The sequence below is a fragment of the Gorillibacterium sp. CAU 1737 genome, from assembly GCF_039888655.1.
GTDB lineage: Bacteria > Bacillota > Bacilli > Paenibacillales > NBRC-103111 > Gorillibacterium.
Genome location: NZ_JBDQQO010000002.1, coordinates 500,533 through 513,038 on the forward strand (window position 1 = coordinate 500,533; position 12,506 = coordinate 513,038).

At 58.4% G+C, this 12,506-nt stretch carries 11 protein-coding genes; 1 reads left to right on the plus strand and 10 read right to left on the minus strand.

The window, feature by feature from the left end; genetic code table 11:
• Positions 1-19: 19 nt before the first annotated feature.
• Positions 20-3,598, minus strand: a complete 3,579-nt coding sequence (smc, locus tag AAFN83_RS06815; protein ID WP_347768087.1) for a chromosome segregation protein SMC — start codon at positions 3,596-3,598, stop codon at positions 20-22.
• A 292-nt stretch (positions 3,599-3,890) separates the two neighbouring features.
• Here smc and AAFN83_RS06820 point away from each other — a divergent pair, with 292 nt between their 5' ends.
• A complete protein-coding gene (locus AAFN83_RS06820; RefSeq protein WP_347768266.1) occupies positions 3,891-5,129 on the plus strand; it encodes an MFS transporter in 1,239 nt (412 codons plus the stop codon).
• A gap of 108 nt (positions 5,130-5,237) precedes the next feature.
• On the opposite strand, the gene rnc is transcribed toward AAFN83_RS06820, so the two are convergent.
• The 9 genes from rnc to rpmF form a co-directional block, all read right to left on the minus strand.
• Positions 5,238-5,936, minus strand: a complete 699-nt coding sequence (gene rnc, locus AAFN83_RS06825) for a ribonuclease III (RefSeq protein WP_347768089.1) — start codon at positions 5,934-5,936, stop codon at positions 5,238-5,240.
• Between the two features lie 3 nt (positions 5,937-5,939).
• Positions 5,940-7,178 carry a beta-ketoacyl-ACP synthase II gene (fabF, locus tag AAFN83_RS06830; RefSeq protein WP_347768091.1) on the minus strand — a complete coding sequence of 413 codons (1,239 nt, stop codon included), beginning with the start codon at positions 7,176-7,178 and terminating at the stop codon, positions 5,940-5,942.
• A gap of 113 nt (positions 7,179-7,291) precedes the next feature.
• Positions 7,292-7,525, minus strand: a complete 234-nt coding sequence (acpP, locus tag AAFN83_RS06835; RefSeq protein WP_347768092.1) for an acyl carrier protein — start codon at positions 7,523-7,525, stop codon at positions 7,292-7,294.
• 132 nt (positions 7,526-7,657) lie between these two features.
• A complete protein-coding gene (gene fabG / locus AAFN83_RS06840; protein WP_347768093.1) occupies positions 7,658-8,398 on the minus strand; it encodes a 3-oxoacyl-[acyl-carrier-protein] reductase in 741 nt (246 codons plus the stop codon).
• Positions 8,399-8,465: 67 nt separating this feature from the next.
• Entirely contained in the window at positions 8,466-9,392 is a 927-nt protein-coding gene (gene fabD, locus AAFN83_RS06845; RefSeq protein WP_347768095.1) for an ACP S-malonyltransferase, read from the minus strand.
• 135 nt (positions 9,393-9,527) lie between these two features.
• Positions 9,528-10,514 carry a beta-ketoacyl-ACP synthase III gene (locus tag AAFN83_RS06850; RefSeq protein ID WP_347768096.1) on the minus strand — a complete coding sequence of 329 codons (987 nt, stop codon included), beginning with the start codon at positions 10,512-10,514 and terminating at the stop codon, positions 9,528-9,530.
• Positions 10,515-10,517: 3 nt separating this feature from the next.
• Positions 10,518-11,519 (minus strand): phosphate acyltransferase PlsX, encoded by a 1,002-nt coding sequence (gene plsX, locus AAFN83_RS06855; protein ID WP_347768097.1) that lies wholly within the window; start codon positions 11,517-11,519, stop codon positions 10,518-10,520.
• Between the two features lie 5 nt (positions 11,520-11,524).
• A complete protein-coding gene (gene fapR, locus AAFN83_RS06860; protein ID WP_347768099.1) occupies positions 11,525-12,097 on the minus strand; it encodes a transcription factor FapR in 573 nt (190 codons plus the stop codon).
• Positions 12,098-12,319: 222 nt separating this feature from the next.
• A complete protein-coding gene (gene rpmF, locus AAFN83_RS06865; RefSeq protein ID WP_058303876.1) occupies positions 12,320-12,493 on the minus strand; it encodes a 50S ribosomal protein L32 in 174 nt (57 codons plus the stop codon).
• Between the last annotated feature and the right edge of the window lie 13 nt (positions 12,494-12,506).

Below are 12,506 nucleotides of genomic sequence, written 5' to 3' on the forward strand. Positions count from 1 at the left end.
TTCGAACCTATATTCTGCCTCAAGATGCCGAAACGGTGGCCTCTTCTTCCTCCAGCCGCACCGAGACGAGCTTCGATACGCCGCCTTCCTGCATGGTTACCCCATACAGGACGTCCGCCCCCTCCATCGTTCCTTTGCGGTGGGTGACGACGATGAACTGCGTCGTATCGGAGAATTCGCGCAAGTATTCAGCAAACCGGTTAACGTTGGCTTCGTCGAGAGCCGCTTCCACCTCGTCCAGTACGCAAAAGGGGACCGGCTTGATGCAGAGGATCGCGAACAGCAACGCAATGGCCGTGAGCGCCCGCTCGCCGCCCGAGAGCAACTGCAGGTTCTGCAGCTTCTTCCCTGGGGGCTGCGCGACGATCTCAATGCCGGTGTCGAGCGCGTGATCCGGGTCGGACAAGATAAGATCGGCTCGCCCGCCGCCGAACAGCTTGGCGAAGACGACGACGAACTCCCGGCGAATCGCCTCGAAGGTCGTATGGAATCGCTTCGACATCTCCTCGTCCATTTCGCGAATGACCTGATAGAGCGTCGCCTTCGCTTCCATGAGGTCGGCTTTTTGACCGCTCAGGAATTCAAAGCGCTCGCTCACGCGGGCATATTCATCGATTGCACCGAGGTTGACTTCCCCGAGCGCCGCAATCGAGCGGCGAAGCTCCTTCACGGCAAGCTGGGTGGCGGTGATGTCTTCCGGAACCGGATAACGCTCCTTCGCCAGCTCGTAGCTCAGTTCATAATCCTCCGACAGCTTCTTCAGCAGGTTGTCGAGCTCGACATCGAGTCGGTTTGCCTGCACCTCGGAACGGTGCAAGTCTTCCTCCACCTGCTTCAAGCTGTTCCGCTGCTCGCGGGTTTCGTTCTCCTTCTCCTCCAGCTCCGCCGTCCAGCGGGCTCTTTCGGATCGCTTGAACTCAGTCTCCTGCGTATAATCCTGCTTCTTGATCCGCATGCTGTTGAGCTGCTCGGTCTGAAGCAGCGTCTCTTGCTCAGCCAGCGCTATCTCCTGCTCGAGCTGAATGAGCGCGCGGCGTCCAACCTCTCGCTCGTTCTCCTCCGCGCTGTAAGCCGCCTGCATGCGGCGAAGCTGATCCTGCAGCGATTGTTTCTCCTGCGCAAGTGAAGCGGCGCGAATCTTCAGGTCGGTGAGCTGCGTCTGCATCTCTTCCTTCGCCGATTCGTTCGCCTTGCGCGACTTCTCAGCCGCTTCGATTAACTTACGAAGCTCTTGCTCACGCTCCAAATACTCTTCTACCGCCAGGATAGCGGCTCCGCGCCGTTGGGAGAGCGAGGTCAGCTCGCGCTCAACCTCTTCTTTCTCCTGCAGCTGCACGGAGAGGCTGTCCTCGGCGTTCCGCGCTTCCTTCTCCAGCGGATTCAGCTCAGCCGTCGCCTGCTCCAGCTCGATTCGCTTCTGCTCGCCCTCGCGGCGGAGCTCCTCGATCCGGGTTCCGGCCGTCGCCAGGTCTTCCTTGAGCTTGCGGCTCTTCGCCTGCAGGTCGGTTAGCTGACGGCGGGTCGAGCGAATCTCGTCCTCCAGCTCGTCGATCTGGCGCTGACGGCCAAGCAGGCTGGCTGCTTTCTTATGCTGGCTGCCGCCGGTCATGGAACCGCCCGGGTTAACGACATCCCCTTCCAGGGTGACGACCCGGTACCGGTATTGACAGCGCGCGGCGATCCGGTTCGCATCCTCCAGCGAGCGTGCGATGATGACCGTCCCAAGCAGGGAGTAAACGACCTGCTTGTACAGCTCCTCGTATTCCACGAGGTCTGCGGCGACCCCGATGAAGCCGGGGTGATCCTTCACGCCGCGCAGCTCGGCATCCCCGACCCAGCGGCCGCGAATGACGTCGAGCGGCAGGAAGGTCGCACGCCCGAATTGGCGCTGCTTCAGGAAGGCAATGGCCGCCCGGCCATCCGCTTCGCTCTCGACGACAATGTTTTGCAGCGCCGCCCCAAGCGCCGTTTCGACCGCCAGCTCCACATCCTGCGGAACCTTGACGAGCTCCGCCACGGCACCGTGGATGCCGCTCAGTCCGCCTGGGCGATCCTTGGCGCGCAGCACTTCCTTGACGCCGTGCTGGAAGCCGTCGTAATCGTTCAGCAGCTCGCGCATCGTATCCCGCCGGGAGACGAGCGCATCCAGCCGCTGCTCCCACTTGCGCTCGGCAGAGGCCGCTTCCGCCTCCAGTGTCTGGCGGTTGCGCATATTCGCCGTAAGCGTCTCGTATTCAGCGCGCATCCGCTCGACATTGACGGCAGCTCGGTCGCGGCGCTCGGTCAGCTCGGCGCGGCGCTTCACGAGCAGCTCGCGCTCTTCCTCCCAGCGGGCCGTGTCGTCGCCAAGGCGCTCCTTGCGGCGCTTCAAGCCTTCTGTCTGCTGCTCCGCATAGCGGATCTCGTTGCGCGCCTGCGCAAGCTCGTTCAGCACGGTGAGCAGCTCGCCCTTGAGGGCCTCCTCCTTGTCGGAGCCGAGGCCGCCGGCGACGCCGATCAGGCTCGCTTCCTCCGTCTGCACGGTGGCCTGCAGGTCCTTCAAGACCGCGCTGATCTCGCGGATCTGCTCCTCCTGCTCGGCCATCTCCTGCTTTTGCTCCGCAAGACGCTTGTCCCTCGTAGCAAGCGAGGCGAGCATCTGCTCACGGTTCGCCGCAAGATTTTTGCGCCTCTCCTTGAGCACCTCGCCCTGGCCTTCGCACTTCTCCGTCTCCTCGCTCACCGAGAGCAGGAGGCCATGCAGGCGCTCCAGCTCTTCATCCAGCCGGCGAGTTTCCCAGCGATGCTTCTCCAGCTGCGCGTCATGCTTGCCGACCTCAGCAGACAGCTCAAGCTGTCTGCTTTTTAAGGTAGCGAGCTTCCCCGCTGTTTCAGTCCATTGTCGATGAAGCTGCTCAATCTGGTAGATGTACAACGAGATCTCATTCGTCTTCAGCTCTTGCTTAAACTCTTTAAAGCGAACCGCCTTCTCCGCCTGGTCCCGAAGGGGCTCCACTTGATCCTCCAGCTCGGTCACAAGGTCATGAATCCGAAGCAGATTCTGCTCCGTCTCGGAAAGCCGCTTCTCCGCTTCTTTCTTGCGGGATTTATACTTGACGATGCCCGATGCTTCTTCGAAGATCCCTCTTCGATCCTCGGACTTCGTGCTTAGGATCTCCTCGATCCGGCCTTGGCCGATAATCGAATAGGCCTCCTTGCCGATCCCGGTGTCCATGAACAGCTCGGTGATGTCCTTCAGCCGGCAAGGCTGCTTGTTGATTAAGTACTCGCTGTCTCCGCTGCGGTGAACCCGTCGGGTAACAGTTACCTCGCTGAAGCCGAGAGGAAGCGTTTCGTCGGTATTGTCCAGCGTGAGCGAAACTTCCCCGTAATTGACCGGTTTGCGCGCGTCGCTTCCCGCGAAAATGATATCTTCCATTTTGCCGCCCCGCAGGGATCTTGCACTCTGTTCACCGAGCACCCAGCGGATGCTGTCGGAGATGTTGCTCTTGCCACTGCCATTCGGTCCGACGACCGCTGTGATGCCGGGGACGAACTCTAACTCCGTCCGGTCGGCAAAGGATTTGAAGCCCGCGAGCTCCAGTCGTTTCAAAAACATGCTCTCACCTCAGGGTGTGGAAATACAACGTATATTGTACCATATCCGAGGAATGCCCACCTACTAAAACATTCCGCGGCCCATAGGCAGTCTGCGAAGAGAAGGGGCAGGCAGTGGACAAATTGTACGCGGTCCCTCTCTTCTTTCACAGAGACTTCACGCTGCCCGGATTTACAAAGACTACATCTCCCCCGAACATGGCCCAAAGCCGGTTTCGCTACACTGGATGCAAACCGAAATAGGAGGCTTGCAACCGCCAAGTCTTCCAAAAGGAGAGAGCACTGTGACCAAAATGAATGCCAGGGAAATAAGCTGGACCTTGTATGACGTGGGCAATTCCGCCTTCATCCTGCTCGTCTCAACGATCATCCCCCTCTATTTCAAGAGCCTCGCAGGAGACGCAGAGCTGTCGCTGTCCGATTCCACTGCCTACTGGGGCTATACTTTGTCGATCTCTACGCTTGTCGTAGCGGTTCTCGGCCCCATCCTCGGAACGCTCGCAGACACCAACGGATACAAGAAACCGCTGTTCTTAAGCTTTCTTCTACTCGGCGGGATCGGATGCGCTGCCATGGCGCTGCCGGTAGGGTGGCTGACGTTCCTGATCATTTTCACGATTGCTCGAATCGGTTTCTCCGGCAGCCTCATCTTCTACGATTCCATGCTGAACGACATTACCACGGACGAACGAATGGATCATGTCTCGTCACAGGGCTACGCCTGGGGTTACCTCGGCAGCTGTGTGCCCTTTCTGCTAAGCTTGGGTTTTATTCTTAACGCAGAAAAGCTCGGTACCACCACGACAGCTGCCACCATGACGGCCTTCGGAGTTACCGCGGTCTGGTGGCTCGCCTTCTCCATTCCGCTTCTGCGCGGGTACCGGCAAATCTGCTATGTCGACGTTCCCAACCGGCCCATCGCTCATACCTTCCGACGGATCGCCGATGCCGGACGGGAAATGAAGCGGAACCCGAAGATTTTTTGGTTCCTGCTTGCCTTTTTCTTCTACATCGACGGGGTTTATACCATCATCGAGATGGCCACCGTCTACGGCAAGGATGTCGGCATTACCGACAACGCCATGCTGCTCGCCCTTCTCTTGACGCAGGTGGTTGCCTTTCCGTTCGCCCTGCTGTTTGGCCGTCTCGCGGGTCGAATGAAGGCAGGCAACCTCATCCTCCTGTGCATCCTTGGCTATTTGGCCATAAGCCTGTTCGCCCTTCAGTTGGATCAGGCATGGGAGTTTTGGCTCCTTGCCGTCTGCGTCGCGGTCTTCCAGGGGGCCATTCAAGCCCTCTCGCGTTCGTACTTCGCCAAGCTGATCCCAAAGGAAAAATCGAGCGAATACTTCGGTTTCTTTGACATCTTCGGCAAAGGCGCCGCCTTCCTCGGGACGGCGGTCATGGGCCTCTCCAGTCAGCTAAGCGGAAGTTCCCGCACGGGAGTGGCGGTTATCGTCGTTATGTTTGCGGTCGGCTTCATCCTCTTCCGCAAAGCAGAGCGGATGGAGACGAATAACACCCTCCACTAGGAGCAGCACTCCTAACGAACCCGTTGCCCTTAAATCAAAAAACCGCCATGAACCGGAAGGACTTGTCCCTCCTTTTCATGGCGGTTCTTCGTTCGGATCCAGCCGACCTTATTCCAGCCCGACGTTCAGCTTGCTGAGCGCTTCCCGGGCCGCCTGTTGCTCGGCTTCCTTCTTGGAACGGCCGGAGCCGGTGCCGAGAAGATCGCCTTCCATGTGCACCTCGGACAAAAATTCCTTCTCATGGGCCGGCCCGCGTTCCCCCGCGATGCGGTATTCCAGCGAACCCATCCCATGCTGCTGCACATGCTCCTGAAGCCGGGTTTTGTAATCGATGATTTGCGGCTTGCCGTCTGTTGCGATCTTGGGGTAGAGGCAGCTTCCGAGAAACCGTTTGACCGCCTCCAACCCTTGATCCAGGTAGAGCGCTCCGATAAAGGATTCGAACACATCGGCAAGCAGCGCAGGCCTCGTCCTTCCCCCGGTCAGCTCTTCACCCTTGCCGAGCAGCACGTATTGGCCGAAGCCGAGGTTTTCGGCGAAAACGACCAGAGACGGCTCGCAGACGATGGATGCCCGCAGCTTGGTCAGTTCACCCTCCGAGCGGTTCGGATACGCCTCATACAAGTATTCGGATACCGTCAACTCGAGGACGGCATCCCCGAGAAATTCCAACCGTTCGTTGTCCTTGGCACCGGCCGCCCGGTTCTCGTTCACAAACGACGAGTGGGTAAAGGCTTGCCGAAGGATGGCTGTATTCTCAAAGAAGATGCCAAGCTGTTCCTGAAGCTGCTTCAAATCACGGTTCATGGTTTAGGCCTCGTATTTTTTCATGATAATGGTGGCGTTATGGCCGCCAAAGCCGAACGAATTGGACAGCGCGTAGCGAATGTCCGCTTCGCGGTAAACGTTCGGGATGTAGTCAAGATCGCACTCGGGGTCCGGGTTCTCCAGGTTGATGGTCGGCGGCAGTTTGCCGTCCTGCACCGCAAGCGCACAGATGACCGCCTCTACCCCGCCAGCCGCGCCGAGCATATGCCCGGTCATGGACTTTGTGGAGCTTACCGGAGGCACATCGCTGCCGAAGGCGGATTTAATCCCTTGTGTCTCTGCAATGTCGCCCGCTCCGGTCGACGTGCCGTGCGCGTTGATGTACCCGACATCCGCCGGCTCAATCCCCGCGTCCTTGAGGGCACGCTTCATGCAACGGGCAGCCCCCTCGCCGCCCGGCGAGGGATCGGTCATGTGATGCGCATCGCTCGACATCCCGTAGCCGACGACTTCGGCATAGATGCGGGCCCCTCTCGCCTTCGCATGCTCCAGCTCCTCAAGGATGAGAATCCCTGCGCCTTCGCCCATGACGAATCCGTCGCGATCCTTATCAAACGGACGGCTTGCACGCTCCGGCTCGTCGTTGCGCGTAGACACCGCGCGCAGCGCGCAGAAACCGCCAACCCCCATCGGGGTAATCGTGGCTTCTGCACCTCCGCAGATCATAACCTCGGCTTCACCGCGCTGAATCAGCTTGAGCGAATCGCCGATGGCGTTCGTGCCGGTGGCGCATGCGGTGACCGCGGTGCTGTTCGGCCCCTTCGCCCCCGTCATGATCGAAACCTGGCCAGAGCCCATGTTCGCGATCATCATCGGGATGAAGAACGGGCTGATGCGCTTCGGTCCCTTTTCCATCAAAATCGTATGCTGTTCTTCCCAAGTGGCGAGACCGCCGATCCCGGAGCCGATGTAAACCCCCGTCATTTCGGCGTCCGCATTCTCTCCGATGACGATTCCGGCATCCTGCAAAGCCAGCTTGCTTGCGGCACCGGCAAATTGCACGAACCGGTCCATCCGCTTCACATCGCGGCGTTCAAAATAGTCTTCCGGGTTGAAATCTTTTATGGAAGCGGCGATCTTCGTCGAATAATCGCTTACGTCGAAGCTCTCAATCAACGAAACACCGGATTTACCTGCTAAGAGATTGGACCAAAAGGTCTCAAGGTCATGCCCGAGAGCGGTGACGACCCCCATTCCGGTAACCACAACACGTCTAGACATAGGCTCACCTCAATATGGCGTATTGGCGTTACTGTCCGCCCTGCGCGGCTCAAAGGCTCTAACATGGAGAAGAAGTCCCGTCAAGATGCAACGGGACTCTAGAGAGAGATCTATTACGTATGAGATTGTATGTAATTCACAACTTCTCCCACCGTCGTAATCTTCTCAGCATCCTCATCGGAAATCTCCATATCGAACTCGTCTTCCAATTCCATGACCAATTCCACTACATCGAGGGAATCAGCTCCCAAGTCATCTTTAAAAGACGCTTCCAGGGTCACTTCAGACTCTTCCACCCCGAGGCGGTCGATCACGATGCGCTTCACGCGTTCAAGAACGTCGGACATCCGGTTCACCTCCTCCATGGTATTATACGAAACTTGCCGACAAATTACCATAGGGTCCGCTTCGGGACCAAAATCGCTTACAAACCGCGCAGTTGCGGGCTTTTTCCTCTTCCTTCTGCAAGGGAGGAGAGCTTACATGGACATGCCTCCGTCGATGTGAAGGGTTTGCCCCGTCACATAAGCCGCATCGTCTGAGGCAAGGAAGCGGACTGCCTTGGCTACATCCTCCGGCTGGCCCAGCTTGGCAAGCGGAATCTGCGAAAGCAGCTGCTCCTTGGTTTCGGTTCCGAGCTTGTCGGTCATATCGGTGACGATAAAACCGGGCGCTACCGCATTCACGGTGATGTTGCGGCTTGCCAGCTCACGCGCCGCGGAACGCGTCAATCCCTCCACGCCTGCCTTGGCGGCCACGTAGTTGGCTTGTCCCGCGTTGCCAAGCGTAGCGACAACCGAGGAGATGTTGATAATCCGGCCGATCTTCTGCTTCATCATCGGCCGGGAGACAGCCTTCATGCAATTGAAGACGCCTTTCAGATTTGTTGAAATCACCGCGTCAAACTCTTCTTCCTTCATACGCATCAACAGGTTGTCCCGGGTGATGCCCGCATTGTTGACGAGGATGTCCACGCGCCCGAAAGCGTCAATCGTCTGCTTCACCATCTCTTCTACCTGAGAAGGATCCGAGACGTCCGCACGAACCAGGAGCGCCTTGCGGCCGAAGCCCTCGACGAGAGAAGCCGTTTTCTTCGCGGCTTCCTCGCTGCCCGAGTAGTTGACGACGACGTCTGCTCCGGCTTCTGCAAGCGTGACGGCGATCGCGCGACCAATGCCGCGCGAAGCTCCGGTGACCAAAGCCACTTTTTCCGTAAGCATAGGAACCCTCCTTCAATCCTTGTCATTCAATCGCATGCAACGGCGCCATGCGGTACCCCTGCCGCCCTTAAACCGGGTAGCTCTCTACAGCGGCCCAGCTATTTACCGTTATGACGGTGACGGTCTTGTCGATCTTCTTGATGAGACCGGACAGGACGGCGCCGGAACCGATCTCGACGAACGTATCGACGCCAAGGGAAATCAGCTTTCGAATGCTGTCCTCCCAGAGAACCGGCGAATACACTTGCTCCACCAGGAGAGACCGAAGCTTCTCCGGTTCGCTTACCGGCTCGGCCGTTACATTCGCCACGACCGGAACGGACGGCTCTTGCAGCGCAAGCTCGGCGAGTACACCAGCCAGCTGTTCGGCCGCAGGCATCATGAGCGAGGAATGGAACGGCCCGCTCACTTCAAGTGGAAGCACGCGTTTCGCCCCGATTTCCTTGCCGCGCTCCTGCACCGCCTGAACGCCTTCCCTGGTGCCGGAGATGACAATCTGCCCGGGGCAGTTCACATTCGCCAGCTCAACACCGCTTCCAGCTTCGGACAGCTCACGGCACAACGCTGCAAGCGGCTCGCGTTCCGCACCGAGTACAGCTGCCATGGCGCCTTGACCGGACGGAACCGCTGCCTCCATGAGTTCTCCGCGGCGCCGCACGGTCTTCACGGCATCCTCAAAGTTTAGCACGCCTGCTGCGACCAGTGCACTGTATTCCCCGAGGCTGTGGCCGGCGACAAAGTCAGGGCGCACCCCTTTTGCTGTGAGTGCCGCCAGATAGGCGCTGCTCACCGTCACAAGGGCTGGCTGCGTGTGATAAGTCTGCTTCAACTCTTCCTCGGGTCCTAGAAAGATCAGGTCCGAGAGCGAATACCCGAGGACCGCGTCTGCACGCTCAAACAGCTTGCGAGCTTCCTCGGAGGCTTCCCAGGCGTCGCGGCCCATCCCAACAGCCTGCGCGCCTTGTCCCGGAAAAACAAATGCCAGTTTACCCATGCATGACTCCTCCAATCTGTCGATCCAATCCGATTGGAGACTGAGACGAAAGAAGTACCCCTACTTTGTTGACAAAATCCCCAGAGTCGCGGAGCTTATGTCAACAAAAGCGAGTACTCATTTCCTCGCAGCTCCTTACCAGACGAGTACGCTGGCTCCCCAGGTGAGTCCAGCTCCGAAGCCGACCATGACGATCCGGTCGCCTTCCTTGACCCGGCCGGTCTCCGCCGCTTCCGCAAGTGCCATCGGAATCGAGGCGGCCCCCACGTTGCCGTACCGATCCAGGTTGATCATGCACTTTTCCTCGGGGACATGCAGTCGATGGAGCGCGGATTGAATGATCCGGATGTTCGCCTGGTGGGGGACCAAGAGATCGATATCTTCCTTGGTTAGGCCGGCTTTTCGGAGTGCTTCCTCCGCTGCACTGCCCATGACGCGGACCGCGAATTTGAACACCTCGGCTCCTGCCATGTACAGGTAATGCAGCTTTTGCTCGATGCTGGCAGGAGAAGACGGGTTACGCGAGCCTCCGCCCTCCAGCTTCAGCAGTTCGCCGCCCGCGCCGTCTGCGCCAAGCTCGAAGGACTGGAAACCGTGCCCTTCCGGGACGGCGCCGAGTACGACCGCACCTGCTCCGTCTCCGAAGAGCACGCAGGTGTTGCGGTCGGTGTAGTCGGTAATCTTGGAAAGAACCTCCACGCCGACGATCAGTGCATATTTATAGGTGCCGAGTGCAATGAAGTTCGAAGCATTCGCAAGCCCGTAGATAAACCCGGTACAGGCTGCAGAGAGATCGTAAGCAGCTGCTTTCTTGGCTCCCAGCTTCTCCTGCAGAATGCACGCGGTGGACGGAAAAGCCATGTCCGGCGTTACGGTCGCGACGATGATCAGGTCGAGATCCGCTGCGGTAATGCCGGCGCGCTTTAACGCCTCTTGAGCGGCAGGCACCGACAGGTCAGATGCCGCTTCATCCGGGCGAGCGATGCGCCGCTCCCGCATGCCGGTACGGGTTCGGATCCATTCGTCGTTCGTATCGACCATCTTCTCCAGGTCTTGATTCGTCAAGATGCGTTCGGGAACGTGTCTGCCCGTCCCCAGAACCCCAACCGGTATCAGATTCATTGCTTATCTCTCCTTCGTTTCGCTTACACCGATCTCCGCCGTAATGGACGGGACCAGCTTCCCTTCAATGGCGATTCGAGCTTGTCTAACCGCGTTCATCATCGCATTGGCATCCGAGGAGCCATGTGCCTTCAACACCAGTCCATTCAGCCCCAGCATCGGCGCGCCGCCGGTTTCGGAATAATCAAGGCGCTTCTTGAAGTTCTTCAGTCCGGGCGCTAGTGCCACCGCAGCTGCCTTGGTGAACAGGTTGCGCTTAAACTCTTCCTTCAACACCTTGAAGATGGCGCTCGCTGTCCCTTCCACCGACTTCAGCAGAATGTTGCCGGCGAATCCATCGCACACCAGTACGTCGCATTCTCCGTGCAAAACATTGCGGGCTTCGATGTTGCCGACAAAATGAATCGGCGCTTCCTTCATCAACCGAAACGCGGCTTTGGTCAGCTCGTTGCCCTTGCTGTCCTCCGTGCCCACATTGAGCAAGCCTACCCGGGGACGCGGAATGCCATCCACCTTAGCCCGATAGATGCTTCCCATGATCGCATACTGGAGCAACTGCTCCGGTGTGGCGTCCATGTTGGCCCCGAGGTCAAGGGCAAGCGTGCCGCTTCCGTCGAGCGTTGGAATCATGGGGGCCAGCGCCGGCCGCTCAATGCCCGGAATGCGCCCGACGACGAGCAAGCCTGCCGTCATGAGCGCCCCGGTATTGCCAGCCGAGATCATGGCATCCGCCTCCCCCTCACGAACGAGGCGAGCGGCTACCACCATGGAGGAATCCTTCTTGCGGCGAACGGCCTTCACGGGTTCATCATCCGACAGGATGATTTCAGAGGCATGATGCAGCTTGACGTTCGTCGGGCAATTCACCGTAATGGGCTGAAGCTTGGTTTCGTCACCGACCAGGATGAGCTCGGCGTCCGGCCATTCCTTCGCAGCCAGGAGAACCCCTTCCGTAATCGCCCATGGCGCATTGTCTCCACCCATGGCATCGATGGCGATTCTCATGGTTATCAGCTCCGTTTCTCATGAGTCTTGGAATGATGTATTAGAAATTGTCCTTCAAACACAAGCTCGGAGCCAACCGTCGTGAGAACCTCCACCTTGGCGTTGCCGCGGGATTGCCGCTGCACGACCGCCTTGGCGACACACTTCTCCCCGAGCCGAACCGACCGGAGGTAGCGGATATCGGCCGAGGCCGTCAAGGCGATTTCATCGTCAATGACCGCAACGGCGAGCGAGTTGGCTTGTGCGAAAATATGATGGCCGCGGGCAATTCCCGTCCGGGAAAAAACATGTTCCTCTCTAACCTCAAGCAGCGAGATGCCGCTCTTGTCCAGTTGGAGATCGATCACGTCGCCGATCACTTCGTCCAGGGGCAAGGAGCGGACCTCGTCGAGCGAGCGTTCCGCCATCGCCTTCAACCGCTCGCGCAGCTCGGGTATGCCGAGCTCCATTCGGTCCAGCCGGACCGTCTGGATGCTGACGCGAAAATGGCGGGCGACTTCCTCGTCGGTCACGAAGGGGTTCTCCTGGAGATACACGGTTAACTGCTTCAACCGTTCTCGTTTCGGCAGCCGTTCCATCGGGGACCACCTCCGTTCTCCATTTTATTACCTGGTACTAAGACGTAGTATATAAAAAACACGGCCAAAAAGAAAGCAAAAGCTTTGCAAGCCTTATCCGATTTCCTTCAAAAACGCGAAAAAGGGCGGTTTCCCGCCCTTTTTCAGGCAGGATGCCGTCTTGCGTTCACCCCGCCAAAAAAAATAGCACCCCACCGAAGATGAAGTACTACTTCCGCAATATTATTGCTTGATGATCTCTCTGCCTTTGTAGGAACCGCATACTTTGCAAACGCGGTGAGCCAGCTTCAGTTCGCCGCATTGCTCGCATTTCACCATACCCGGCACAGCCAGCTTAAAGTGAGTGCGGCGTTTGTCACGGCGCGTCTTGGACGTTCTCCTTTGAGGTACTGCCATTGTTTCCCACCTC

Coding starts and splice junctions, on each gene's coding strand:
- smc (WP_347768087.1), bottom strand. CDS start 3,598: ATGTTTTTGAAACGACTGGAGCTCGCGGGCTTCAAATCCTTTGCCGAC.
- AAFN83_RS06820 (WP_347768266.1), top strand. CDS start 3,891: ATGAATGCCAGGGAAATAAGCTGGACCTTGTATGACGTGGGCAATTCC.
- rnc (WP_347768089.1), bottom strand. CDS start 5,936: ATGAACCGTGATTTGAAGCAGCTTCAGGAACAGCTTGGCATCTTCTTT.
- fabF (WP_347768091.1), bottom strand. CDS start 7,178: ATGTCTAGACGTGTTGTGGTTACCGGAATGGGGGTCGTCACCGCTCTC.
- acpP (WP_347768092.1), bottom strand. CDS start 7,525: ATGTCCGACGTTCTTGAACGCGTGAAGCGCATCGTGATCGACCGCCTC.
- fabG (WP_347768093.1), bottom strand. CDS start 8,398: ATGCTTACGGAAAAAGTGGCTTTGGTCACCGGAGCTTCGCGCGGCATT.
- fabD (WP_347768095.1), bottom strand. CDS start 9,392: ATGGGTAAACTGGCATTTGTTTTTCCGGGACAAGGCGCGCAGGCTGTT.
- AAFN83_RS06850 (WP_347768096.1), bottom strand. CDS start 10,514: ATGAATCTGATACCGGTTGGGGTTCTGGGGACGGGCAGACACGTTCCC.
- plsX (WP_347768097.1), bottom strand. CDS start 11,519: ATGAGAATCGCCATCGATGCCATGGGTGGAGACAATGCGCCATGGGCG.
- fapR (WP_347768099.1), bottom strand. CDS start 12,097: ATGGAACGGCTGCCGAAACGAGAACGGTTGAAGCAGTTAACCGTGTAT.
- rpmF (WP_058303876.1), bottom strand. CDS start 12,493: ATGGCAGTACCTCAAAGGAGAACGTCCAAGACGCGCCGTGACAAACGC.